This is a genomic window from Paenibacillus sp. IHB B 3415, assembly GCF_000802655.2.
Lineage (GTDB): Bacteria > Bacillota > Bacilli > Paenibacillales > Paenibacillaceae > Paenibacillus_AQ > Paenibacillus_AQ phytohabitans.
In genome coordinates this window covers 1-26,929 of sequence record NZ_JUEI01000070.1, presented here as the reverse complement: position 1 = coordinate 26,929, position 26,929 = coordinate 1, and the positions used below count along the sequence as shown (strand labels likewise).

The following is a 26,929-nucleotide window of genomic DNA, read 5'->3' as shown; positions in this document are numbered from 1 at the left end:
GGAGTTATCCACATTTTTTTGCATTGTATAATTTCCTAAACAATAAAAAAAGATAAGGACCTGCTTACGCAGGCTCTTATCTTTTGAGTTAAGACAATAAAACTATAACCAGCAATTCGAACAGTACCAGGGTCAGGATGGCTTCATCGCTGCTTCCGAAGGCGCGTCCTGCTCCATGATGATTCTGTACCCCCAGGTATAACAATCCTCTATCGCTGCCGAGAATTCTCCCAGTAACGACCTGGCCGTCAATCGTCTGCACCCGGACAATCTGGTTCACATGTTGTCTGCATACACTGTGCAAGTGATGCCGAACAGACTTCAGACTCTGAATATAATTTTGATCTGCTTGATACAGCACTTTGGGCTGCATTGGTACTCCCGCTTGAATGCTCACTACAGGCACACTACCCTTCTGATAAAGTACTACATAGTATGCCTAGTGCATTCAAGAAGTTCGTTACAATTGTTTCCCGTACCACTCCAGAAAAGCATCTGCCACTGCCTTGCCGGCGGCGCCGTTCGGATGCGGGTCAAACTCGTCGCTCATGTACTCCGGCTTGATTCTATGATCTGCCGGAGCAGGTACAGACAGTACTGCGGCAATGTCGAACACGCGGTCTACACCGGCCGGCGGGTTCGTAAGGATGCTTGCATTCACGCTGCGCCAGAACACTTCCCGTTCCCCTTCGAAATTGAACGGCGGCACGGTGCTGAGAATCACGGCAGTCTCAGGCCTCGCTTCCTTGATCCTGGAGATGATATGCGCCAGGTCGTTCAGCAGTTCTTCTGCTGAGCGGTTGCCGATATCCAGATCATTTACTCCGAGCACCATCAGCACCTCATCGCCCTGCTGCGCCTTGTGCAGCCAGGCTCCATCGGTGGCGACATCATAGGCCCGGCCCCAGCCGGAGCCGATATTCCACAGCCCGTACTTCGTTCCTAATCCTTCGGCAATTCTTGCCGCCCAATAGGAATACTCATCCTTGGCGGTCCGCACTCCCTGCGTAATCGAATCCCCCAGGAAGACCAGCTTCTTCGTTACATCCTTCTTGTATCCCAGGAAGCTTGGCAGTACCTGCAGCTTGTCCGATTCACTGAACGCTTCGGCTGTCTCCTGAGCGGCCAGATTGCCCGGCGCATCGTAGCCGGAGACCAGCATCCCCTCCACGTTGAAAGGGATCGACTTCCCGGCAGCTGCCGTCTTCAGCGTCCAGGTGAAGGCCAGAGCATGCCCCTCCGGCAGCTCCAGCAGCGCTTCATCGCTCCAGAACTGCTCGCCCGGCGCAACGTTCCGCGAGGCTTCGCCACCGAAGGTTACCGGAACCTGCGAACCTGACACAACTGTACCATCCGGCACGGCTCCGCCATCGGCTACATATGCCGCTTCAATGCTCCACTCCCCGCCCGGTTCACTGGCCGCTGCTGCCTCTCCCAGATTCCATGTGGAATCCACGGCATTGCTGTGCCAGAACTTCAGCGTCAGGCTGCCGGTCTCGCGCAGGCGGACATAGGTCCGGTAGGTGTGGGTGAAAGGCTCGGGCGAGTTCATAATATGATTTGCGGCTGCGGATACTGCCGTTGCTGAAGTGAATTCAGACTGGCTGTACACTCCTGTATTAACTTTATTGCTCATAGCATTCTATTCTCCTATCGTCGCTGACAGATTGGATTGATTAGTTCATAGCTTACCTGTAATAAATGGAAAAAGGCAATAATGTTGTACGTTCTACAACTTCTATGCCTGAATAAAAGGCTGTTTGAGAGAATTGTTGTACGAAATACATGAATTCCCCCGCAAAGCAGCCGAGAGAAGGAGAAATGCTGCCTTGCATACAACAATTCCGGATTAGGATCGATAATATGAGGAAAATGTTGTACTCCGTGCAGGATTACCGCTGTTCAATCCTCAAAAAACTCTCTGATACACCGGGGACGAATGTCCCCTGTCATCAGAGAGCTTGAGTATAGGGCGGTATAAGCTTATTTCAGCGTAATGGTGAACGATACGGATTTAGCTCCGGCGTTTACCTTCACTGTAGTTTCATCTGCCTGCTCCGCACCTTCTACGGAAGCGATAGCGCCAAGATCCTTCACAGCCAGGGTGAATGCTTTGCCGCTGCCTTCTGCAGTTACAGTTACGGTGTTGCCGCTGCGTACAGCTTCCACCTTCAGCTCAGGAGCGCCATTGATGTCGCGTACGGTTGCAGTTGTAGCCTTGCCATCCTCCAGGGAGTACAAGCCAAACTTCACGCCTTCGGCAAAATCATAATCCGGACGGCTGTCTTCGCTGCCCACGGCAAGCAGGGAGTTCTGGCGTACGAACAGCGGCAGGCTGAAGAAGTCATGCTTCTCTTTGCGCCATGATCCGCCCACTACGGTCTCACCGTTCAGGAGGTGTGTCCAGCGTCCAGCCGGCAGGTAGTATTTCACTTCGCCGTTCTCCTGGAAGATCGGAGCCACGAGCAGGGAATCGCCCAGCATGTACTGGCGGTCCAACACCTCGCAGGTCGGATCTTCAGGGAATTCCATCACCATCGCCCGCATCGAAGCCCAGCCCTGTTCATGCGCCTGTCCGGCTACATCATACAGGTAAGGCATCAGGCTGCATTTAAGCTTGGTGAAGAAGCGGGTAACATCCACGGCTTCGTCATCGTAAGCCCAAGGCACACGGTACGAGGTGCTGCCGTGCAGACGGCTGTGGCTGGAGAGCAGGCCGAAGGCCAGCCAGCGCTTGAAGACATGCGCCGGAGCGGTATTCTCGAAGCCGCCGATGTCATGGCTCCAGAAGCCGAAGCCGGACAGGCCGAGCGACAGGCCGCCGCGCAGGCTTTCTGCCATGGATTCATAGTCAGCGTAGCAGTCGCCGCCCCAGTGAACCGGGAACTGCTGCCCGCCGGCGGTTGCCGAACGTGCGAAGACGGCCGCTTCGCCTTTGCCAAGCTTCTCTTCCAGTACTTCAAAGACAACCTTGTTATACAATTGTGTGTAGTAGTTGTGCATTTTGTGCGGATCGGAGCCGTCGAAGTACACAACATCCGTTGGAATGCGCTCGCCGAAGTCGGTCTTGAAGCTGTCTACGCCCATGTCTACCAGGCCGCGCAGGTAACCTGCATACCATTCACAAGCCGCCGGGTTAGTGAAGTCCACCAGGCCCATGCCTGCCTGCCAAAGGTCGGTTTGGTATACGTCGCCGTTAGCTTTTTTGAGCAGATAGCCGTTCTTCTTGCCTTCTTCAAACAGCGGTGAACGCTGTCCGATATAGGAGTTAATCCAGACGCAGATCTTAAGCCCCTTGTCATGCAGGCGCTTCAGCATACCCACAGGGTCCGGGAATACACGGGAATCCCACTGGAAATCGGTCCATTGGTATTCGCGCATCCAGAAGCAGTCGAAGTGGAACACATGCAGCGGCAGATCGCGCTCCGCCATTCCTTCTACGAAGGAGTTAACCGTAGCTTCATCGTAGTCTGTAGTGAATGAAGTCGTCAGCCACAGGCCGAAGGTCCATGCCGGAGGAAGCGCAGGCTTGCCGGTCAGGGAAGTATATTTGGTGATAACTTCTTTAATAGTCGGTCCTTCAATGACGAAGTATTCCAGGCTCTCTCCAGCTACGCTGAATTGGGCTTTTTTCACCTTTTCCGAAGCGATTTCATACGAAACCAGTTCAGGCTGGTTCACGAATACGCCGTAGCCTTTGCTGGTTACATAGAACGGAACGTTCTTGTAAGCCTGCTCGGAGCTTGTACCGCCGTCTTTGTTCCACAGGTCAACCACCTGGCCGTTCTTCACAAAAGCAGTGAAGCGTTCGCCCAGACCATACACGAATTCGCCGATGCCGATATCCAGCTCCTCACGCATGAACGTGTTGCCGTCCTGATCAGTGATATAGGCCATCGATTTGTAACCGCTGCCTGTAATGCGCTCGTCGCCGCGGTAGAAGTCTACCGACCAGTGAGTTCCCTTGTTGATGACCACGCGGAGTCCGCCGCTGATCAGCACGGTCTGTGCTTCGGTTTCTTCGATTTGAACATGATCGCCTGTTCCCTTAGTCAATTCAAAGGAAGGACCACGGTCGATAACGCCGTCATTATGAATAATCTTAATCCCAACCACACCCGGAAGCGGGGAATGGAATTTTACGGTAAGCAGTGTAGAGTTCAGTGTTGCCGAACGTCCTGTAATCGGAGTTGTCTGCGTAATTGCTGTCAGACCTTCTGCAGTTTTTTCCACCGCATAGTTCTGAACTGCACCATTGATTGTGATTCCGTCGCGAACCAGCCAAAGGCCGTCTGTAAATTTCATGTGTGCACTTGCCACCCTTCAATTTGGTGTTTATAGTTGCATTATAACGATAACAAAATCACAAAACTAATAAAATATAGCTTATTTATAACACTATTTTGATGTTTTTCTCTCAAGGAGGGCTTTAATGGACCGCACATCGCAGCGATTGCTCAAAGAAGACCGTGAACACGGGGATGTTATGTTTCCCTTGGCCGCCTATTGGATAGAGCTCCCGGCCGGAGCCCCTGTCCTGGATACCCACTGGCATGAGGAAGCGGAGTTCTTCCTGCTGCTTGAAGGCGAGATTCTCTTTCAGGTGGATACGGATTATTTCACACTCCGCCCCGGCGAAGCCGTGTTTATTGAATCCGGTGATATTCATGCCGCCTATGCGGTTAAGGACACTCCCTGCCGGTTCTGCGCACTTGTCTTTCACCCCGATCTCCTGGCCAGCGCCCAATATGATACGATCCAGCAGACTGTAATTCTGCCGCTTCAGGAGAAACGCCAGAGCTTTCCGCGTCACATCACCTCCTCCGTACCTTGGCAAGGGGAGCTTCTGCTGCACCTGGAGCGGATGATGGAGGCATATGATAATAAAATGCCCGGATTCGAGTCCTTTATGAAAGGAACTTTGCTGATCATGCTCTCACAGATTGCGCCGCCGGGACGTTCGGTGAACTACAACCAGTCGGCAGGCGCTGATACCACGAAGATCGACCGGCTGAAGAAAGTCATCCTCTATATCCAGGACAATTATCAGGAGCCAATCCGCACCCGCGATCTGTCAGAGCTGATTCCGATGAGCGAGGGGCAGTTCTGCCGGTTCTTCAAAAGCATGACCCGCAAGACGCCCGTCGATTATATCAACTCCTACCGGATCCGCCAGGCCGCAGCCCTGCTGCAGCAGAGTGACCGCAAAATCTCCGATATCGCCATGGATGTCGGCTTCGACAACGTCAGCTACTTCATTAAAGTCTTCCGCAAAGCGATGAACTGCTCGCCTTCCGAATTCCGCAAGGATGCTATTCCGGGAGCCGGTCAGGGCCAGCTTTATCCGTAAGATCAGGTGCGGACAGATTACATTGTCTGCTTACGGATGCCCGGATACGTTTAAGTTACGTGTAAGGATGGCCGCATACTGTTCCCGACATTGATCCAAAAGTTTTAATCAGGGACATGCTGTCTTGCAAATGTTCCACCAATCTACTTACAGGAGGCAGATATCCATGAATCAACATGTTACCTTGCCGAGTGAGGTACAGGAGTTCTACAATGCCATTAACCAATATCAGCCTGAAGCCTTTATTGATTTGTTCACTCCCGGCGCCAGCGTTAAGGATAACGGCAAAGACATCAAAGGCAGGGATGCTATACAGGCTTGGGGGGAAGCAGAGCTGTTCTCTGCCAAGGTCCGCTACACGATCATGGAAATCGAAGAATCCGGAGAAGCCATCGCTGTGACAGCAGAGATGGAAGGGGAATTTAACAAGAACCGCGTTCCCGCTCCGCAGCTGTTCAGACACGAGTTCACGGTGCAGGGTGGCAAAATCAGCACACTGATCATCACGCTTAAGTAACCGGACAGGATGATTCTCTTCTATGCAGGGTCCGCAACGTGATGCTTTCCCATTATATGCCGGCAAATACCGATTGAAAAAGGGCATTACCAGGCCGGACACGGCTGTGGTAATGCCCCTTTTATGTTCCATACAAGCCCGGCTTCAGCCTGCCTTACGGATTACAATGAAGCAGGTGCTGTCCGGCAGTGCGACCGCCTGCCCGCTCTCATCCATCACCACGACCCGATCCTGCAGCGCCTCCGTATACCCTTCCTGCAGGTAATGGCGGAAGACTTCAATCTTCGCCTGATCACCAAGCGTCTGCTCAATGAACGCGGCATATTGAGCCGGAGTGAAATATCCGAACTGCTCCTGTACCTCATGGATATAGGCTTCCTCGCCCCACGTATACGTGTACAGAAACTCCATCGCATCATTCACCGGCATGAGGACCTCCCGGGCGCTAAGCTGCTCATACCGGATGCTCCGGCCGGCAAAATCCTTCGCATACCGCTCCAGCCACGCCATTCCGTCATCCTCCAGGAACCGCACTCTCCGCTGCTGATCCTCCGGCTCACTCATAATACCGTCGCGGATAATAATGACTCCGCCGTCCGCCAGCACCCCGAAGGCGCTGGTTAGCGCAGCCGCAACCGTCCCGTGATTGAACTTCTTCCCGTCCAGCGGGACATAGGAATACAGCTCATGCAGGATGGAGGAGAAAATCACCGTGTCGACCGTCCCCGCCTCCACGTAATCCTTAAGGTTCAGCGCATCGCCCTGGAGCACCTCCCAGCGGTGGTCTTCCCGCTGCTTGCGCTGCCGCAACGCTTCAATGACATTGCTGGAGATATCGATGCCCACCGGAATCACGTCCGGCATCCGCTGCTCGATCAGATCCAGCAGCACCCCGCCGCCCGGCCCGATGTCCAGCACCTTGCGGCCGGTGACGTAATCCAGAATAACCGCCTTATAATCTGCCGTATCATTCATCTGGCTTAAATACGTATCCTCGTTATGGAAGCGGTCGAACGCATCCCGGCGCAGATCGAACAGATCGAACAGCAGCAGCACCGCCCGTTCATACAGCGCCGACTTCTCGGCCTCTATGCAGAATTCAATCAGCTTCTCAGCCGCCGGGGAGAATTCGAAGTTGAAGAACAGCGTATCAGGCAAATGCTCCTTCCGCAGCAGCCGGTGCAACAGATGCGGATTGCCCGAAGGCTGCTCACCGCTGTAGATCTCTGTCCAGTCCAGCTCAGACAAGTATTTCTCAATGATCCGTTTCTTGTACACATTGATCTTCTTGCTGCCTTTATAGTCATAATAAATGCTATTCATCACCGCTTCGAAGCTGATATGGTTCAGAGCGGACAAATCACTGCTAGCCGAGAGGCTTACTACTTTGAGGAACTGCTCCAGCGAGAAGGTCTGCAGTGCAGATTCCACATACCAGAAGGTGACAGGCTGCAGCGGCTCCAGTACAGCAGGATTGAATCCCTCCTGCACAAGACCGCTCCACTCCGTCTCATAATCCTCACCCTGCGCGATAGACCCGGAGCGCATTCTCCGCAGACGCTCCTTCATGGGGACTTCATCATGCAGATTCCCCGAGGAGATTACGGCAATCAGCTCCATCACCTGAGGACGAACCTCCTGCCACAGCTCCGGGGCTACGGCAGAGATAATGCAGTGATTCAGCGCGAACAGCAGCCGCTCCAGCTCATCTGCGGTCAGCAGCCCCTGCTCCACCAGTCCGGATAACGGAAGATTGACCGAAGGCGGAACCTCGCCGCGGATCTGCTGCCCGATCAGGCCGTGGGTTTCGATCAGCCGGTGCACGATCAGCCGCTTATCCGCAGAGCCAGCGTCCTCCCGGTCATCCTCTGCATAACGCCAGTACAGCTGTGCCGAACCGATATTATGCACAAATATATTAATGCCTTCCTCCTGCCAGCTTCTGCGCTGCCGGATCGTACCGCCCTTGGCAGTCTCCGACCAGATCAGCGTCTCTTCAGCCAATTCCCTGATCCAGTAGGATAGCGGCAGACTATCCAGTACGCGCAGGCTCCGCTCTACGTAATCCAGCACCGGACTCTGCTGCTCCAGTTCCCCCAGCGACTCTACCCGTTCGAGGTTCACAATCGTCTGCTCGGCCTGAACGATATATTCCAGCCACAGACAGCCTTCACCGGGGAGCCTTCCTTCTTCACGGTATGTTTCAATAGCCTGCAATGATTTCAGCATTTGCCTGCCTCCCTATGTAATAACGATCTCTATACAATAGCCCTGCTGGCTGAGGTTGAATCATGATAACTTAAGCCCCCCCAGCTGGGCGAGGACGTAACTGCGGTGAATATTTGGCCTTCCAGCCGCTGTTGTGTCCAGATTTCTTTAGTTCATCTTATTCAAACTGTTAATACAACAAACCGCAAGCTTCTGAAGAGAAGCCTGCGGTCAAGAAGATGTAGTTCTATTGTATACCAGATTGCCGGGAGAAGATAAATCCAATTTAAAGCGCACCTGCATCCCTCGCCGTATAGAAGGACGGGAAAATCGGCCGGTAATGTAGTTCATCCCTGATCCGTGTGGTATCGATGACTCCCTCCCATGGATTGAATTCCTGCTGCTGGACTGCCGGGGAAATTTCCAAATGATGCAGCTTAAGCAGCTCCGCAATGGAGACCGGTGCATCGTCGCCGACGTTGTAGATCCGGCCATCTATCCCGTCTGCGGAAGCAGCGAGCAGCAGGGCTTGACCCACATCTGCATGATGCGCCATATGCATTCTTTTCGCCGGATTCCAATTGCCTACGAGCGGCAGGAATTCTGTGATATGCGGGTCCCGCTCACCGTAGACAAAGGGCAACCTTACAATGCGCAGGCCTAACCCCTGTTCGTGATGAAGCTGCAGCAGCGCTGCCTCAGCCTTAGCTTTGGACTGCGGATAAGCAAACGCAGGCTTCAGCTCGTCATCCTCCTGACTGGGTCTCGCGTTACTTCCGGAGCCGTAGACATTATTGGTGCTCGCAAAAACAAACCTTGGCACCCCCGCCTCCAGCACTGCCTTGGCCAGAGCGATGCTGCCATCGAAATTGGATATCCAGGTGGTATTCTCGTCTACCCCGCGGAACTGAGCTGCCAGATGAAATACAACATCAATCCCCCGGAGAGCATCGACATAATGTTCCGGCTGCAGAAGCTCGCCTTCTACAATCTCAGCCCCCAGCTGCTTAAGCCCATCTGCCTTGGCAGCATCCCTAATCAACAGCTTAACGTGATGACCGCGCTGCAGCAGACGCGGAACAAAACGGCTTCCTACTTTACCGGTGGCTCCAGTTACAAATATGTTCATAGTTCAAATCCTCCTAAGTTTATAGATGCTATACTGGCAGTATAATAGAATGTGTAACTGGCATCCTTCCTGCGTTTATCGTAGGACTGTCAGTGTCAGGATAAGGAGGAGTTCAACATGGAAGAGGTTTCTTCCAGGATGACGTTAGGAGAATTTCTGCGTTCGCGCCGGGAACGTCTGACTCTTGAAGAAGCCGGGTTAGTCTCTTATGGAAGACGGCGGACTCCGGGGCTCCGCCGGGAAGAAGTGGCCCAGCTTGCCCACATCGGAACCTCATGGTACACCTCTCTGGAGCAGGGAAGAAGTATCAATCCCTCAGAGGATGTACTGAATAACATAGCAGAGGCGCTGCGGCTGACTGAAGACGAACGTCACCATCTTCATCTTCTTGCCAGACCGGTGCAGCAGCAGGCCGTAGAAGATCAGCAACTGAATACAGGCCTGGAACGGATGATCAAGGCCCTGGAGCCCAATCCGGCCTTCGTAATCGGGAGAAGCTGGGATTTGCTGTTATGGAATCAGGCAGCGGAGCTGGTTTTCGGCTTTCCTTCATTCTCAGAGGGGAAGCAGGAGCGTCCTAATTGGATGAGACTGCTGTTGACGACAGGGAAGCGGAGAATGAATCCAGAGGACTGGGGGAGTAAAGCAGAGGTCATCGTTGCACGCTTTCGTGCGGATTACGCACATTTCCCTAATGACCCGAGGTTCAAGGAGCTTATCGGGGAATTTATGCAGAGCAGCCCGCTGTTCCGCGAGAAATGGCCGCTGCATGATGTTCAGATTGTAACGGACTGCCACAAACAGTGGAATGCGCCCGGCATCGGAGAACTGGAGTTTGAGCATGTGACCCTACAGCCCCAGGGCCATCCGGATCTGAAGATCATGATTTATACAGCAACTGCCGAAACAGCTGCGCGTCTGCAAAGTCTAATGAACACCAGCGAACATTAATCATGCATCTATGAGTTCAAAAATAACAGCAGCAAACCAGGACATGATTCCCCTGTCCACGGTTGCTGCTGTTTCGTTATCCGCTAAGCCTATCTTCTACCTGCTCTCCGCCAGTACATGACCGCTGCCGCTACAACGATTAGCGCCGATACAGCGAGCAGGATCATTAAGGTTTTGCTGCCGCCTTGGCTGGCTTCCTCTGGCTGGACAGCTTCAGCAGAAGTCTCCACTGAAGCTTCGACTGCTGCAGTGTCTGTTGGTGCCGGATCAGCGGATTCCGCCAGCACTTCTACAGCTTGCCCGTCTGCTTCTTCCCCAGCCAGCGCTGCCGCCTTTTCTGCATCCTCTGCGGAGACCCCGGCAATTTGAGTGCCTGTCTTGGTGATCGTATACGGGATGACTGCACCGCTGCGGAAATGCATCTTCAGCTGCACTTCCCCCTCCTTGACTTCCTTCCAGAAGTCATCTGTGAACTTAATTTCTCCGGTGGTATAGTCCGGATAGAAGGCTTTGTAGTACTCCTTGAAAGGCGTCCAGTCATTCGGACCGGCATTACCGCCAGCCGTATAGACAGCCTCCAGCGTTGCCAGACTATCCCCGTTGAACCAGGCCGGGATCGTATATATCCCCTCCGGAGCCTGCGCACTGATGAAGCTGGGCGTGTCGTAATAAATAATGTCCATTCTCCAGTCAGCACCCGCGCTGAATCTGGCAGTTAGCACTGCATTAATACCGTACTTCTGCGTAACAAGCTTCTGCAGCAGCCCGGCCTTGAGGATAAGGTTATCTCCATCAAGCTCATAATCCGTTCCCTTGACTAACGCCTGTTCCTGATTGAGCAGCGCCGTGAACGTGTTTCCGTTCAAATTCAGCGGGATGGCGATATCCTTGATTTCCGCATCCTTTAGAATATAGACCGAATCCGTCTCCGCATTGGAGGAACGGCCTTTCCAGCCCTGCTTCATCACCTGATGAAGCTCCTCGTCTACCCACTTGAACGTGCGCCGGTCGAAATGCTGCCCGTTGTCCCATAACATCAGCGGCATTTTTTTCTCATGGGCATAGTAGATAACGTATTCAAAAAACTTCAGAATCTCACCATGCTGGACCGTACTCAGCGATTTATCGAACCCGAGCAGGCCGAATTCCCCGACGATTACAGGAATGCCTTTGGCCGTGAAGGTATCATAAGCCCGGTCGAACGCCTGAATCAGATCCTCCCTGGCCGTGGTATCGAAGGTGGTCGACCCTCCAAGGTTCACACTGAACGCATAATAACCATAGTAATGGAACGTTGCTATTAGTCTATCGTCATCTAAATTGGCAATGGTTGCCGCTAACGCATCCAGTCTGGCCTGGGTCGGAGCAGCAGTAAGTGTAGACAGCACAAGCGGCCGCTGCTTGTTGTTCCCTCCGGAATGCCGGACGATGTGATGAAAGGACACATTCAATTCATCCAGCATGGTGAAATATTCCGGGCTGTCCTTACTCCAGTCATCGGAGAAGCGCGGCTCATTCAGACTCTCGAACATCAGGCTGTCCGGATAATCCTTGAAATGACCGGCAATCTGCGTCCAGGCGGCATTGAATCTGGCCAGCACCTCATCATGCTCCACCGCCATGTTCATCACCCAGTTACTGTCATGATGGAGATTAATGATAACGTGAAGGTCCGCAGCCAGTGACCAGTCAACAACCTCCTGAATCCGGGCCATGAAATCCTGCCGGATTGCATAATCAGGAGCATCGCCCATCCTGTGCTTCCAGGTAACCGGGATACGGATGCTCTTATAGCCCTCCGCCGCCAGCTGCTCAATGAATGCCTGGGTCACGGCCGGGTTCCCCCATGAGGTTTCGTCCCCGGAGGCCTCGAAGGTATTCCCCAGGTTCCAGCCCGGTCTGAGCGATTCAACATAAGCTTGCATGGCATTCTTCTTCGCCCGGGTTTCCGCCTGTACAGGCACTGCCGTCACCAGGACGGCCAGCAGCAGTATACAGGTAATGACGAACGAGCGTTTCAGCTTCATCTTAGGCCGCCTTCCTAATCATCTTTAAACTATACAAGCTTATTCAAATGCTGCTTTATTCGTCCTGTTCCTTCAAGACTGGAAGCTCCTCCTTCGTCTGGATCAGCCGATAATTCCGCTGCGCTCCACGCTCTCTACGAAGTAACGCTGCACAACCATATACAAGGTAATCAGCGGGAGAATCGCCAGCAGTATACCGGTATCGATAATCATCGCTACATGATTGGGGTCCGCCTTGACACCCGATCCCCCGCCTACCCCCAGCAGTCCCGGCAGCAGGGCATTGGCCTGCGCGGCCAGCGAGCTGACCTTCGTAGGCATAAGCGCGATTTCACTCATGAACAGTGAGGTGAAGAAGGTATCGTTATACTGCCAGACGAAGCAGAACAGGATCACCGTAATCATCGGCGAGACCGCATTGGGCAGCATAATCCGCAGGAATGTCTTCACGCCCCCTGCACCGTCAATCAGCGCCGCTTCCTCAATCTCCTTCGGCATCCCCTTGAAGAACTGGCGGAAAATATAAATGAACAACCCCGCCTTGAGTCCGATGGCTGTCGCTGATGTAATCATCGAAGGCCAATACGTATTGAGCAGATTTATGCCGCTTTTCCCTGTAAACAAATGAATAATCCCCATAATGTCAAAGCTTCTGAAATGCAGGTACATCGGCACCATCAGCGTGCTGGTAGGGACAAGCAGGGTAAGAATGACGAGCGCGAACAGGATGTTGCTCCCCGGAAAGCTGAACCGGGCAAAGCCGTAACCGGCCAAAGCGCAGGAAGCCGTGGTCAGCACCGTAGTCACTACGACGAAGAGCAGCGTATTCCCCAGCAGCGGGAAGTAATCCAGAATCTGCATCGCCATTCTGATGTTATCCATAGTGTAGTGGACCGGAATCATATAAATCGTCGGATTGTAGATATCCGCTTTATCCTTGAAGGCGATCGAGAATTTCATAAGCAGCGGATAAATAATGATGAAGGAGATCCCGATGACCAGCGCATAGCGGAACAGTGCGTATAGAAGATCCACTGCTTTGCCTTTTAGCTTATGGACTCTATGGTGATTCGCCTCCCTATGAGCAGGCTGAACAGATTGAGGAGCTTGCATAGCCATATCCTCCTTTGCGATTCATCAATTGTAATGCACTCTTTTGGACAGCACGTATCCTACAATAATCAGGACGATGCTGATAATCAGCGTATAGATCCACGACATGGCCGCACTGAGACCAAAGTTCTGGGTGGTGAACGCGGTGGTGAAGATCATTTGCGTTACTTTGCTGCCCGTGAAGGAATCAATGATGGTGTAGATGACATTGGTCAGGATAAGCGGGCTTACCAGCGGGAAGGTGATTTTCCAAAAGGATTCATAAGCGGTCGCCCCTTCAATCTTCGCTACCTCGTACATCGCCCCCGGCACAGACTGCAGCGCGGCCAGGAAGATTAGAATCTGTACCCCTGAGCTCGTAATAATCTCATAGATCCGCAGGATAGCATCCACAATGTAATCCACGAACGAGAGCGGCAGACCGATATCACTCAGAATCATCACCATAGACATGACATTGTACTGTGAGCCGGATTGACCGAGTTCATTCACAGCCGTGGCATCCCCCACCAGGTTGATCAGTCCGGAAGCTTCTGCCGCCGATATCGCATTCGAAGCCAGAATAACCGGCAGGAAGAATATCGCACGGGCCAGAACTCTCCCCCGGAATTTCTGATTCAGCAGCGTTGCCGAGAAGAGGCTGAAGAACAGGATCATCGGAACGTTAAGCACCATATCCCTGACGGATTCGGTGAGTACGCGGTTGAAGGTGGCATCTACAAACAACGCATTGTTGAAATTAGACCAGCCCACCCAGTCCAGTGTGAACCCGGTCGGATCGACATTTAATTTGCTGAAGCTGAATTTGATGGACTGAATGAGCGGAGCCGCGAACATGAATACGAATCCAAGCAGCCACGGCGTAATAAAGGCGATTCCCAGCCAAGAGCGCTTGTGATTTAAGCTGAGCTTGCTCCCCCTCATGACTGCCCACCTTCTATCCCATATTGTCCGGCTCCGACGGTGAAGCCGTGTACGGAGACTGGCATGTCTGTGTAATTTACATAGATTGAAATCCCGTTGCTGTACTGCACCTCCACAACACCCTCCTGATGGCGTATGTGATTCACGATCTGCGCGTTCTGTACCGGAGAGAGCACTTTACTGACTTCCTTGTACAGCGAAACCGCCTGACCGTACCAATCCTGATAACTTGTGGCATACATGTCGTCAAAATGAGTGTATTTCAGCTTGGAGGACGGCTCATACGACCAGGAGAAATGGGGCGCGGCACCAAGCTCAATAGAGCGGAGCAGCTGCACCTTGAGATCCTGTTCATCGTTCAGATTCACCGGCGTCCCCGTAAAGCTGATGTAACCATGGACAACCATTTCATAGAACGGGATTTCTTCATCCGTCAGCACGAAGCCGCTGGAGGCGGTCGGCACATTGATCAGATGATCCGAGTAAGGCCATGCATACGCATTGCCTCCGGCGACCATCGTCTGGCCGATGCTCTGATCCAGCTTGCCGAGCTGCTCCTCTACAATTTGTTTGGCCGTCTCCCGCTGAATGACCCGGCTGACCCGGAAATCCGAGCTGAGCACACTGCCAAGATCCCGCAAGGATACGCCGTTGAACCCATAAGCTTTATACTTGCTCATAAACGTGTCCACATAATAAGGCAGCTTCGCCGGGGACAACAGAAAGTAGCTTCCGAGCGTCATATCCATCCGGTTCAATGCCCGGTTATACGGATAGAGCTCCGCTTCTTCCCGGGTCACGAACCGGGAGGCATCAGAGGAAGGTGTGAAGCCGCCATCATCGTGATAAATCTTCTGGAAAGCAATATCCGGGAATAACATGCCTCCCGCTTGTTCCAGCTTCTCTGATAATTCTAGAAGCTCCTTTTTACTGCCGAGCACATTTTCCGTCTTCAGCTTATCCGGTGTAGCGTGATTCACCCCTTTGGCTGACCAGCCGGTATAGCGCATAAGCAGCCGGTCAACGCCATCCTGCTTCAATTGCTCTGCAATCTGCGCCGCCTGTCCGAAGGAGGTCATGGCAATCTCGGACCGGTAAGGGACGCCGAGGAACGACTTTTGCTTGTCGACAGCCCCCAGCATGTCGAGATACAAGGGAATAACCTGCCCCGCCTCCAGAGGCTGCAGCACCTGCTGCTCCGCCAGCTTATTCCGGTACAGCTCAGCCATTCCTGAATAATTGGCTTTAGCTTTGCCGAGGAAGCTGTAGCGGACCTCAATATCGCCTTTGTAAATCTCTTCATTTAACAGCTGAATTTCCTGAATGGTAGAACCCGTATACAGCTCAAGCTCATCTTCCCCCCGCAGGGTGTAGCTGCTGTGGATGAAGTTGTAGGAGTTCTTCTTGCCGCTGATATCTGCGGCTATGCTGGCTATGGCATCGCCTTTCTCGATCACGGCAAACCATGCGGCATCCTCTGTTTTCAGGCCAAAGACCGGCATTCTGGCACTCTCGCTGACCTGCCCGCGTCTATAGCTGTTATCATTCGGGTCCGGGCCGTATACGCGCTGTACATACTGCTCTTCCTTCACTTTTCCGTTATTCAGATAGATCAGGCTGCCGGAGCCGTCCGGAACGAACATATAGCCGTCGCTCTGCTGATCAGCAGCTCCGAACATATTCAGCAGCTCCAGGCTGCGGATCTGATATTCTCCGCTCTCCTTGACCTGGTTCACAGGAATAGTTACTACCAGCGACCCTGCATCCAGCCGGTATTCCAGCGGAATGATGAAGTTCGGCTTGCTTGCTCCGGAGCCGCCTTCCACTCCGTTCTCCTTATTATCGAAGGCCAGATCTTCCGCAGAATAACCGGATTTATTGAAGGCCGCAGTCATTTTGCTCAGCACCAGCGGCTTCGAGACTTGGGCATCAATGCGCTCCAGAACTTCCGGGTCACCGTCTTTCGGGTAATACCGTTGCCCGACATATTTGGCGCTGGAGGCATCCAGATGGGCCTGAACCTTCTCTTCCATTCTTGTCTTGCTGATGAACTTGGGCAGCGCATCAATCCCGATCGATGTATCTCCAATCGTATATACAATCCGCAGCCCGTTCTTGATGCTCTCGGCAGTGAATTGTTTGCTGCTGATACTCTGGGCGAAGTTCGTATAGGATTCAAGCGTCCCTATAGAGTCACGGAACAGTACATTCAGCTGCGAGGACAACAGCTCCTTCTCGAATCCCGAAGCCAGGGTATCCTGCTCACGGCCCGCCGGATTGCTGTACCAGATCTGATCATGGCGTTTATCCTTGACGGCGACTTCCGTTGTCTCAGGATTGAAGTATAAGGACAGCTCTCCATCATCTGCTGCCAGCTGCATTCCCGGAATCCCCTGAGAGGAATCAGGCAGTGCAGTGAACCCGGTTCCGGCCTCCAGCTCAGCTGTTACTTCCATATAAGCCGAGGCTTCCACCGCCTTCACTCCGCGTGAGGAGAAGACTAAGGCAGAACCGGCAAGAATAAGCATGACTGCGGCACAGGCGAGCACCGCGACCAGCATTTTACGATTTTTCACAGGTGCGGCCTCCTTTACGTACGGAAAATTAATTCCCGGTAAATGTTAACGAAGAACTCTATAATCTGCTGGAGCATGCTTAATACGAGCGTCCCCAGAAACACGACAATTCCCATGACAATAACCGTGAGCAGCATCGTGATTACGGTTTTGAGCACAGTATATTGATGAACGGTCATAATGCCGACAAATAATAGCGCGACGAACCATATGGAGGATACCGTCATCATCAGATAATAGAAGGCTGTTTCTTCCTCCGCCATAAACCGGCTGGCCAGGATCATCGGCACATAAATGATTACAATCGGAACTAGCGCATAGGCTGTAGCCATCATAATTTCTTTGAATTTTCCTTCCCCGTCCATGAGTGTGGTGATCGCCCAGTTGGAGAGGCACCACAGGAAGAAGGGAAATATAATCGTGAATAATTGCGTGATGCTGTTCAGATGCCGGGGGTCGTTATAATTCACCAGGAAACCCGCAAACTGATCCTTCAGGATCATCGAAATCACGACCAGCAGCAGAATCGTCAACGCGACCCGGACCTTCCCTTTGCCTTCGTACTTCATATCCCAAAAGCTGTCAAACGGATGCACAATGAGGTGCAGCGGGAATTTAATGAAATCCTGCCTCATGGGCGTTCCCCTCCTTAAGGTTTGGCGAAGCCTGCCTGGACGCGGTTAACCGCCGCTTCCTTCTCCAGAAGCTGAAGAGCTTATAAGACAGCCAAGCCAGCACCAGGATCATTACCGCTGTCAGAAAGGTTCCGAAATGCTCCTGCATGACTTCTCTCCGGTACCGTTTGAAGGCTACCGAATACCCGTCGCGGTCCATTCCGAGCTTGAAGTATTTAAGTGCCTCTTTGTTTTTTTTGTCCATCAGCAGGGACTTGCCAATGCCGATATACGCGATATCGTAGTTCGAGTTCAGCTTCAGGACTTCCCTCCACACGGGTACAGCCAGCGTATCTTCACCATTGTAGTGATACCCCACCGCCTCATTGACGCTTGTGCCGAACCGGGTCGGCCTGAAGATGACAATGTTGCCTTTTCCCCGGTCCAATACGAGCTGGTTCCCCTGGGAGAACTCTACCGCTACCGGTATTTTGAAGGTCCCGGTCTGGTTGCCTTTGCCTCCGTAGACATAGAGAAGATCACCTTCATCGTTATACGTGAACACCTTGCCCTGATTGGCATCAAGCGCACTGTACATCCCGTTCGCCAGCACTTTAATATCTGTGAACTTGGACGGTCCATCCGCCCTCCGGTACCGGATATCACCTTTAATATCGAAGTATCCGAACCGCTTCAGTACATCCTCCCCGGAGGGATTCAGCCGCTTGACCGGCTCCTGCGAGCCCGGATCAATATTCGTCGCATAGAGGAAACCTTTGGCATCCACATCAACATTGGAGAATTCTGTAGGCACGAACAGCGCCATCTGCGCTTTCTGCGCTTTGGTTGAGACCAGCCGCCACAGATATTCGGTATAGTCACGCTGTACCTTGTTCGTGCCGACGTAGCCGATAAATTCACCGTTCTTATCAAACTGCATGATCCCTTCGAAGATCCCTTTAGCGATGACATAGACACGTTCAGCCTGATCTACAGTCACTTTCACGGGTATAAACTTGAAGTCCGCCGGCAAAATATCAGACGCCGGCTTCTCCACCATGCCGAGCAAATCCCCTTCCGGGGACAGGATCACCACACGCCCGTTATCCGTATCGGCAACATACAAATTGCCGTCTTCAGTAATGTACAATCCGGACGGATTCTTGAATGTATCCTCTGCCCCCTGGTTATCGAAGCTATTAATGACCTTAACGACCTTCCAGTCCGGGTCCAGGCAAATAATCCGCCCGTTTCCGCTGTCGGCTATATAGATCAGTCCGCTTGCCGCCACGGCCATGTCGCCGGGTTCCCGGAAATCGCCTACCCCGAGATCCTTGCCGGACAGGGTCCGGTCAGGGATATACGCCGCAGGAGCGGGCACCGCTTCTTCCCAATAGTTATAGTTGTAGCTCTCATAAGGCGCGGATTCTGCATACGCCGGCGCGGGAGCTGCATACACAATCAGCAGGGATGCCGCCATAAGTGACAGCAGCCATTTTTTTGCGATCAACTGCGTTCCCCCCTTAATCCTTCATTCCCGAAGTTGCCATGGTCTCTATAATCCGGCTCTGCGAGAACACAAACAGCGTGATCGGCACGCTCATCAGAATGAGGGCCACCGCTGCCGCCGGACCGGAACGGGCAATCCCTCCTGCAACCACCTGGCCCGCTGCAAAGTGCAGTGATTTCAGCTGTTCACTGTAGATGAACCCGTTGCCGTCACTGCCCCAGAGAATCTGGAATAACAGAATGATAAGCGTCAGCCAGGCCGGCTTGACGTTAGGCATCACGATCGACCAGAAAATGCGGTATTCACTCGCCCCGTCAATTTTGGCGGCTTCCAGCAGCACATCGGGAATCTGCTCCATAAATTGCTTCATCAGGTAGAGGCCCAGCGAATAAGCGAAGGCCGGTATAATAACCGCCCAGTACGTATCAATGAGGCCCAGCCAGGACATGATCATATAATTTGGCATAGCCGTCACCGCCGGTGTGAACATCAGCGAGAGGACAACGATGCTGAACAATGCTTTTTTGCCCGGAAAATGATGTTTGGCCAGAGGGTACGCTGCCGCCGAAGCCAGCAGGACATGCCCGATAATCCCTGCACCGGTAATAAACACCGTGTTGAAAATATACCGGGAAAACGGCACCCATGAATTTCCCAGCAGGTTGAACAGATCGATAAAGTTGTTCATCGTCGGGTGCCGGACAAACAGGGTCGGCGGGAAGATGAAGATTTCGTCCAGCGGCTTGAACGCATTATTAATCGCGTAAACCAGCGGCAGGATCATAAAGGCCCCGAATACAGTGAGCAGGGCAAATAACGAGAAGGTACCCCATGCAGAGCGGTTCACCCGTTTCTTGGGCATCCGGACAGAACGGCTTAAGCGTTTGGAACCTATTTGAAAGGGGGTATTCATAACTTCTATTCACCCACCTTTCTAAGAAGCTTCTGCACTACCAGGTTGGTGCCTACCATGATGAAGAACAATACAGTAGCAATCGCTGAAGCATAGCCCATCTCGAACCTTGTGGTGCCGAAGTCGATCAGATGCGTCACGATGGTCTCCGCTGCATAGTTCACGCTAGGGAACCCGGCCAGGGCAATCGAAACATCAGCTACGGCGAACGCGGTCGTAATCTGGATGACAGCACCGAACATCAGCTGCGGGCGCATGGAAGGCAAGGTGATATACCAGAGTTCCTGCCAGCGGTTCTTGATTCCGTCCACGGCTCCCGCTTCGTATAAGGTTCCATCCACGGTCTGCAGTCCGGCAATGAAGGTCAGGAAGCCCGTTCCCAGACTAAGCCATAACTGGACCAGGATGATGATCGGCATAATATAGCCTTCTGTCTTCAGCCACTGGATCGGTTCCAGGATGAAGCCGAACTTCAGCAGCAACCCGTTCATGATCCCGTACCGGTCCCCGGAGAAGATCATCAGCCAGATGAAATAGACATTTCCCGAGATGGACGGTGCATAGAACACGAGCGTCATTACAGCTCTAAGCTTCGGTGACAGCTCATTGATGATCCAGGCAAACACGAAACAGGCGATATAGCTTATCGGCCCTGTAATTACTGCGAACAGCAGCGTGTTCTTGAGGGCAATCAGGAATACATCATCCTCCAAAAAAAGACGCGTATAGTTCTGCCAGCCGATGAACTTCGGAAATTCCAACATATTGAAATATGTGAAGCTAAGCACAACCGAGACCAATACCGGCAGCACCGTAAATACGGCGAACAACAGCATATACGGCGCCATCAGAATGTACGAATGCTTATTCGCTCTCATTTGCTGCCATTTCAGGCTCCACCAAGTTTGCACGCTTGACTCTCCCCCTTACCGCTATAGACCAAACTCTTTGCGTTTGGTGGTGATTTCGTCCTGAATATACTGGACATAGTCCATAATGGATTCCCTGGCTTCCACGCCGCCGACCACTGTTTTGTAAAAAGCATTAAACAAATGCCGGCCCGTGAAATATCCGCCCGGAACTTCAGGAACCCCTTCCGCCCATTCGAACTGGGCTTTCAGATTCTCGTAATCGGCGATCGGCCAAGGCAAGCTGTCCAGCGCTTTGATATTCGCTGTCGGATAACGTGCGGCAGCACCCATCAAGCCTTCCATTTCACGCCCGAACACCGTCTGGGTCTGTTCACTCGTCCACCACTTCATGAATTCCCAGGACGCATCCTTGTCCTTCGCTTTATCCAGCATCAGGACTGCACTGCCTCCACTGGAAACCGTCCGGTCCAGCGTACCGTCTTCCTTGACGGTTCCGGGGATCGGCACGAAGCCCCACATGCCTCTAATCTCCGGAGCAAAAACAGACAGCTGGTTGTATAACGTATAATCCGCGATACCGATCGGCATTTCACCTGTACGGAAGCGGTTGGCGAAGTCATATTCGCGTTCCAGCTTGTAATCGGTATAGAATTCGCTCCATTGCTTGAAGGTCTCGATTCCGGTACGCGAATCCAAATCTGACGCTTTGCCGCCATCGCGGTAGAATTGCCCGCCATTCTGGAACAGCAGCGCGGCAAACATCGAGTTCGGCGGGATGTTCTGTCCCTGCACTGCCGATTGGACCACTACGGGCAGGCCAAACTGCATATGATTCTTGCTGAGCACCGCGAGCAGTGTGGATACCTCATCCCAGGTCTGCGGAACTTCAAGCTCCAGCTCCTCCAGAATGTCCTTGCGGTAGAAGAGCATATTGAAGGTCTGGGTCTCAGGCAGGGCATAGACGCCGCTGTCATACCGGTAAGGCAGCACCGCACTCTCACGGAAACGATTGCTCACTTCCCCGAAATCCGCAAACTGCGTCAAGTCTGCCGCCGCATTGCGCATCGCAAAGTTAACAGGCAGATCATTGCCGATCTGCATTGCCACATCCGGCCCTTGTCCGGCCAGGGTCGCCGGAAGCAGCGTGGTCATGTTGACCAGCTTCAGATTGACATTAATCCCGGTGGCGGCGGTGAATGTCTCATCGATCATCGCCTTCATCGTATTGGCCTGATCCCGTCCGCTGCCGATCCATACGGTAACCGATTTCTGGTCTTCCTCATCCGACACATTGCCGATCTGGTTATAGTCGGTGAAGAAGGACGTGAAGAAGGCAGCCGTCTCATGCTTCAGCTTCGCGCCGAAGCCCATCCCTTTCTTCGAGAGCTTCTTATCAGGTGAAGCTATGTAGAGCGCATCCACTTCAAGCGGCTGCTCTCTTGCCGTCTGGACCCAGGTGCCGAGTCCGCCGGTATTCGTCTTGTAGGCGGTAAGTCTTTTGGGTACCGTATCCGGGTCCTCAATCATCTCGTCCAGCTGCTCGGCCATCGTCTTGAGCAGCGCTTCCTGATCACTGGATTGTCCGGATAAACGGACCAGTTCCTTCGCAATCCCCTTCAGGCGGTCTCGCTCCGCAGCGAATACATCCAGGAGGCCCGGAATCTTCCGGTCCAGCTGGTAATCCCGGTACTCATCCGGCTTCGTTCCGGTAATCATCAGGATCTTGCGGTACATGGAGTTGAGATTGTACAGGCTGTTCTCTACCTCGCGGATGAGCGGGGCGAACTCACCCAGGCTTACCTCCAGCCGTATGGTATGTTTGCCTTTGCCGAGCTTGTATAGATAGGGCTCATTGCCGCCCATAATGTCCAGCCGATAAGAGCTTTTATACCGGAAAGGAACCTTGGCCATTTCCGCAAACGGGACGGTACCATCAATGGTCAGCTTCCGGGTTGAATAGATTCCCCGCACATAATTCTGCTGCGTCTTGAAGGCCAGCTTATAGAATCCGGTCTCAGGCACATCCACTTCCCATTCGATCCACTGACCCGGTATCCGCCAGTTCAGCCCGCCTATAGTGTTGATTTTGATTACAGAAGAACTGTACGGAGTCACTGCCGGGCTCGAACGCTCATTCAGCGGGTATAACGTCGGTGAGGATTTCGCTGTTGCGTCTTCTGCCTGAACGGTCAGGAGCTGGCCGCTTACGGCCTGAATGCCTTCGGAGTCCCACGCTTTCTTCACTTCTTCGTACGGCAGCGGCGCACTCTGCCTGAACAGCTTCAGCTGCTTAATCAGTACAGGTTCTCTTGAAGATTCCAGGGTTAACGTATGTGTGCCGGCACTGAAATGAAATAAAAACGGCTCATTCTCATAACCGTCAGAGTCCTGAAACGCCTTCTCGCTCCAGACCGGCCGCTCCACCTGTCTTGGCCGCAGATCATTGCCCTGGTTGTCCCGGGCCAGCTGATCCGACTGATTATCCCAAATCCGGTCAAACTGCAGGAACGCCGCCTCCTTGAAAGGGAGCTTCCCGTCAATATAGAAGGCGCGCTCAATAGCCGAACTTTTCCCTTCGACGGGATAGTACAGCATCGACAGGTTATAGAAGCCGGCTTCCTTAACTTGAACAGTCCACTCGGCCTTGCCGGTTTCACCGGTTAACAGCGCTTCACCGGCCATACCTTCGTAATCAGACCACTTCTCGAAGCCGCCGCCTTCTACATGACTATAGTCAGCCGCCTCCAGAATAATTTCCTGATCAGGTCTGGGAGCGTCCTTATGTTCAGCCAGATAGGCAACGTATTTATTCCCGGTATTCGCCGCAATCCCGGAGGTAACGCCGGGGACCAGCTCTTCTGCGGAGACAGCCTTCTTCGTGCCAGTCTCCGCCTGTACATTCAAGCCTGCCGGAAGCATGATCAGCAATGCCACAGCAGCAAGCATTATATTCTTGGCTATTTTGGATTGACGCTTTTTATCTGTCACCAGAAGTCCTCCTTACAAGCGGAAATCTTATATCCATACAATAGGGGGAGTCACCAAGACATCCCCCCGTTGTTATGACGATCCGGAACCCTCCTATTACTTGCCTAGCTTAGCAATGGAAGCTTCTGCTTCTGGCTTATACTTCTCGGCAGTTGCAGTAACCGATTGATTGTCTACAATGATGTCCTTCATATAACCGTAGGTCGGATATTCAGGATAAGCGGTTTCAAGCAGAATCTGGCCTGTGTTGTTGATATGTTCATGCATCATAGCGACATCTTCTTCATGTGCGTAGATACTTTCCAGCCATTCCTGGCTAGGGAAATCACCGGTTTGTGTAATATCATAGGTATCTTCAAAAGCCTGATAGACAGCCTGCGGATCTTTCACACCTTTGGGAACGAAGAATGCATTCTTGCCGTTATCGGCATAGGTAACTTCAGGCGATCCGGAAGGTCCGTTCGGGAAAGGAACCACACCGAAATCGAAGGTCAGATCGCCCAGGTTCCAGATCGGAGCCGGGAACATCGCTACATCGCCATCCTTGAAGGTATTGAATTCGTCATAGCCGACTTTGTCTGCACCTTTGACTTTGACTACGTTCTCTACGTTGTACAGACGGTTAATGAATTCAGCCGCTTCAATAACCTTGGGATCAGTCAGACCCTGAGTGCTTGTCGCTTCATCCACCAGCTTCCCGCCGTTCGCAGCGGAGAAGTTACGCAGCATATCGATCGCCCAGCCTGAGAAGCCGTAAGTATCGATTTTGCCGTCATTATCCGTATCCTTGGTTGCCTGCTTGGCAATTTCAACGAACTTATCCCAGTTCCATTGCCCGCTGGCATACAGCTCCTGCAGGTCAGGAAGCCCCAGCTTCTTGAACAAGTCACGGTTGTAGTGGATACCGGCTCCGCCCACACCGGGTTCAGCAAAGGCGTAGTCCTCATTAGCAATTTTAGGCGCCTTCACCAGCAGATTAGCTTCGTTATTGATATTGGAAGCCGCTGTAGTATATTCGCTTACTTTCATCAGCTGTCCCTTGAGGATAGCCGGCCATGCCGAGTTGTATTCCATAATGACGATATCGGCAAAAGGTTCGCCCGTAAGAGCAGTAGCCGTGAATTTAGGCATGAACTCTTCAAAGGGAACGTTTACAAATTCGAACTTGCAGTTGTACTTCTGCTCCACTTCAGTAATCTTGGCCAGACGTTCCTTCTCGGATGCGGAATTGCCCGCAGGCTTCAGATCCCACCAGGCCGCTACCTTAATTACACGTCCGCCCATATCAACAGGTGCTGCCGTAGGCTCCGCCGTTGCTTCTGCCACGGCCTCTGTAGCAGCAGGCTCAGCCGTCGCATTGGCCTTGGTATTATTCGCAGCATTGTTTCCGCCACTGCAGGCTGTAAGTAAAAAAACAAAACACAATAATAAAACTGAATACCCCTTTATCTTTCTCATCCGTCAAACCTCCCATGATAATTGATAAATGATGAATAAGTCAGTGCTGCCACATCTCAGATAAAGCGCTTACAATGCTGGTTAAAAAAATAACAAAAGCCGATTTACCTTTGTTTGTTTTTCACACCGCCCCTATTTGTTATTGTTAATTTGTTTTTTCTTAGCATAACAAATATTACCACCGAGCCGAAAGATGGTCAATAATATTTTATTAAAAATCCTTATTTTAACATAAAAAAGGCTTGTTTACGTTAAAAAACCGCTTATCGCTTGTTGGAAGCACATAACAGTGTTATCTTTAGCATAACAAAATAACAATATATGAAAACAAAAATATAATATAAAACTGTATTTATAATAACAGATAGATTCATAGGCAAAACCATTTTCAGAAAACTAAAAAAACAAGTGTTAGTCTACTCTTCTTCATGTAAAATTGGAATGTAGTTCTTCTGAAGAGACTAAATAAACTGACTAAAGTAGGATGATTTCATGCGGCGTAAAGTAACTATCCAATCCATAGCAGATTTTACGGGGCTATCTAAATTTGCAGTGTCACGGGCATTATCCGGCAAACCCGGAGTCAGCTCACAGACCAGAGATATGATTTTCAAAGCCGCAGGGCAGCTCGGATACTTTAAAGACTCAACCACTGTGCAGCCTCCGGGTGAGCTTATCGATCTGGATGCCCGCAAATGGTCGGGAACCATTCTGATCTTATTTCCCAACATCCGCTACCAGAATCCGGACTCTTTATATTGGGGCCCGCTGTTCAACGGCATCTCTACCCGGCTGGACCAGCGGGGCATTAATGTGCTAACGCTGACAGAGCCCAAAGATGATTCAATGTTCTCGCTCCTCAATCCCGAGGCCATCATGGGGGTCATTACAGTCGGCTCCATTTCCACACCGATTCTGGCAGAGATCAGAAGTCTCGGCATTCCGGTCATGATGGTGGATCACTACGATCCCAGCTTTCCGTGCGATTCTATCTTTACCGATAATCTGTCCTGCATGAGAGAACTGATGAACCTTGTCATCAAGAAGGGCTACCGCAACTACCAGTTCCTCGGCAACATCCGCGATGCCCAGAGCTTCTATGAACGGTTCCTGGTCTTCCGGGCCGCACTTGAGGATAACGAGATCGAACTTAAGCAGAACCCTTCCCTTAACGGGCCGGAGATTGATAATTTCAGAGAAACCTTCACTGCGGCTGTTACCGAACACGGCCTGCCCGAGGTTTTTGTATGTGCTAATGATATTTACGCTTTGTTCGCCCTGGAGACGATGGAGATTATGGGTATGCCCGTTCCTGACAATCTGGTGTTTACCGGTTTCGATAATACGCACCCCAACCTGCCGTTCCTGGCAACCGTGAATGTTAACAAGCAGCTGCTCGGTACAAGGGCTGTAGATCATATGCTGTGGAGAATCCTGAATCCGGGCACAAGCTATGAGAAGATCCTAATTCAGGCTGATCTTATTGTCAGGGACTGAGGAAGGTAAGCCGGGCGTATGTTGCCGAACATAATTATACTACGGGTAAATCAAGAGGGAGCTTAGCGGCTGCGCATGGAGCAAGCCATTCTACCACTGGAACTTCGGCGGGTCTTGATGGCTCTTCCAGGTGCGAAGCGGACTGAGATTCCTCTATTGAGGAAGATCTCGGCAAATTGCGGGTGACTCGGACTGAGATTCCGCTAAGTATCCTGATCTGCCTCCTTTTACGCAGTACACTTGCAAGAAACCTAACATTAGATCAACGGAAGATATCGGAGG

The 26,929-nt window shown here is 52.1% G+C and carries 19 protein-coding genes; 4 read left to right on the top strand and 15 right to left on the bottom strand.

Going from position 1 to position 26,929, the window contains the following annotated elements:
* Nucleotides 1-88: 88 nt before the first annotated feature.
* From QW71_RS26990 to yicI, 3 genes are all read right to left on the bottom strand, one after another.
* Nucleotides 89-373 (bottom strand): hypothetical protein, encoded by a 285-nt coding sequence (locus tag QW71_RS26990; RefSeq protein ID WP_052770284.1) that lies wholly within the window; start codon nucleotides 371-373, stop codon nucleotides 89-91.
* 87 nt (nucleotides 374-460) lie between these two features.
* A complete protein-coding gene (locus QW71_RS26985; protein ID WP_047014000.1) occupies nucleotides 461-1,636 on the bottom strand; it encodes an SGNH/GDSL hydrolase family protein in 1,176 nt (391 codons plus the stop codon).
* Between the two features lie 347 nt (nucleotides 1,637-1,983).
* A complete protein-coding gene (gene yicI / locus QW71_RS26980) occupies nucleotides 1,984-4,305 on the bottom strand; it encodes an alpha-xylosidase (RefSeq protein ID WP_039306574.1) in 2,322 nt (773 codons plus the stop codon).
* A 127-nt stretch (nucleotides 4,306-4,432) separates the two neighbouring features.
* Between yicI and QW71_RS26975 the strand changes: the two genes are divergently transcribed.
* Nucleotides 4,433-5,350, top strand: coding sequence for an AraC family transcriptional regulator (locus QW71_RS26975; protein ID WP_039306572.1), 918 nt, complete (start codon nucleotides 4,433-4,435; stop codon nucleotides 5,348-5,350).
* A 166-nt stretch (nucleotides 5,351-5,516) separates the two neighbouring features.
* Nucleotides 5,517-5,867, top strand: coding sequence for a nuclear transport factor 2 family protein (locus QW71_RS37360; protein WP_047013999.1), 351 nt, complete (start codon nucleotides 5,517-5,519; stop codon nucleotides 5,865-5,867).
* Between the two features lie 144 nt (nucleotides 5,868-6,011).
* Here the strand turns inward: QW71_RS37360 and QW71_RS26965 are convergent, their stop codons facing one another.
* Both QW71_RS26965 and QW71_RS26960 read right to left on the bottom strand, forming a co-directional pair.
* On the bottom strand, nucleotides 6,012-8,096 hold the full coding sequence (locus tag QW71_RS26965; protein WP_039306570.1) for a class I SAM-dependent methyltransferase: 2,085 nt from the start codon (nucleotides 8,094-8,096) through the stop codon (nucleotides 6,012-6,014).
* A 265-nt stretch (nucleotides 8,097-8,361) separates the two neighbouring features.
* Entirely contained in the window at nucleotides 8,362-9,204 is an 843-nt protein-coding gene (locus QW71_RS26960) for an NAD(P)-dependent oxidoreductase (protein WP_039306567.1), read from the bottom strand.
* A 117-nt stretch (nucleotides 9,205-9,321) separates the two neighbouring features.
* Between QW71_RS26960 and QW71_RS26955 the strand changes: the two genes are divergently transcribed.
* On the top strand, nucleotides 9,322-10,155 hold the full coding sequence (locus tag QW71_RS26955) for a helix-turn-helix transcriptional regulator (RefSeq protein ID WP_039306563.1): 834 nt from the start codon (nucleotides 9,322-9,324) through the stop codon (nucleotides 10,153-10,155).
* A gap of 89 nt (nucleotides 10,156-10,244) precedes the next feature.
* Here the strand turns inward: QW71_RS26955 and QW71_RS26950 are convergent, their stop codons facing one another.
* The 10 genes from QW71_RS26950 to QW71_RS26905 all read right to left on the bottom strand — a co-directional run bounded on the left by QW71_RS26950 (nucleotide 10,245) and on the right by QW71_RS26905 (nucleotide 25,150).
* Nucleotides 10,245-12,182, bottom strand: coding sequence for a cellulase family glycosylhydrolase (locus tag QW71_RS26950; protein WP_063776473.1), 1,938 nt, complete (start codon nucleotides 12,180-12,182; stop codon nucleotides 10,245-10,247).
* 102 nt (nucleotides 12,183-12,284) lie between these two features.
* Nucleotides 12,285-13,295 (bottom strand): carbohydrate ABC transporter permease, encoded by a 1,011-nt coding sequence (locus QW71_RS26945; protein ID WP_039306561.1) that lies wholly within the window; start codon nucleotides 13,293-13,295, stop codon nucleotides 12,285-12,287.
* Between the two features lie 24 nt (nucleotides 13,296-13,319).
* Nucleotides 13,320-14,219, bottom strand: a complete 900-nt coding sequence (locus tag QW71_RS26940) for a carbohydrate ABC transporter permease (protein WP_039306560.1) — start codon at nucleotides 14,217-14,219, stop codon at nucleotides 13,320-13,322.
* Nucleotides 14,216-16,795: a DUF5696 domain-containing protein gene (locus QW71_RS26935; protein WP_039306558.1), complete on the bottom strand. Its 2,580-nt coding sequence runs from the start codon at nucleotides 16,793-16,795 to the stop codon at nucleotides 14,216-14,218. Before QW71_RS26935 ends, QW71_RS26940 begins: the two co-directional genes overlap by 4 nt.
* A 14-nt stretch (nucleotides 16,796-16,809) precedes the next feature.
* Nucleotides 16,810-17,430, bottom strand: coding sequence for a Yip1 family protein (locus QW71_RS26930; protein ID WP_039306556.1), 621 nt, complete (start codon nucleotides 17,428-17,430; stop codon nucleotides 16,810-16,812).
* Nucleotides 17,411-18,919, bottom strand: coding sequence for an NHL repeat-containing protein (locus tag QW71_RS26925; RefSeq protein WP_306766072.1), 1,509 nt, complete (start codon nucleotides 18,917-18,919; stop codon nucleotides 17,411-17,413). The genes QW71_RS26930 and QW71_RS26925 overlap by 20 nt, the downstream gene beginning before the upstream one ends.
* Before the next feature lie 13 nt (nucleotides 18,920-18,932).
* Complete coding sequence (locus QW71_RS26920) at nucleotides 18,933-19,832, bottom strand: carbohydrate ABC transporter permease (RefSeq protein WP_039306554.1); 900 nt, start codon at nucleotides 19,830-19,832, stop codon at nucleotides 18,933-18,935.
* A 5-nt stretch (nucleotides 19,833-19,837) separates the two neighbouring features.
* Complete coding sequence (locus QW71_RS26915; protein WP_081970408.1) at nucleotides 19,838-20,710, bottom strand: carbohydrate ABC transporter permease; 873 nt, start codon at nucleotides 20,708-20,710, stop codon at nucleotides 19,838-19,840.
* A 54-nt stretch (nucleotides 20,711-20,764) separates the two neighbouring features.
* Nucleotides 20,765-23,650, bottom strand: a complete 2,886-nt coding sequence (locus tag QW71_RS26910) for an extracellular solute-binding protein (protein WP_039306580.1) — start codon at nucleotides 23,648-23,650, stop codon at nucleotides 20,765-20,767.
* 138 nt (nucleotides 23,651-23,788) lie between these two features.
* A complete protein-coding gene (locus tag QW71_RS26905) occupies nucleotides 23,789-25,150 on the bottom strand; it encodes an ABC transporter substrate-binding protein (protein ID WP_039306550.1) in 1,362 nt (453 codons plus the stop codon).
* A gap of 492 nt (nucleotides 25,151-25,642) precedes the next feature.
* Here QW71_RS26905 and QW71_RS26900 point away from each other — a divergent pair, with 492 nt between their 5' ends.
* The gene (locus QW71_RS26900; RefSeq protein ID WP_039306547.1) at nucleotides 25,643-26,647 is read left to right on the top strand and encodes a LacI family DNA-binding transcriptional regulator; all 1,005 of its coding nucleotides are present in this window, start codon (nucleotides 25,643-25,645) and stop codon (nucleotides 26,645-26,647) included.
* Nucleotides 26,648-26,929: the final 282 nt, after the last annotated feature.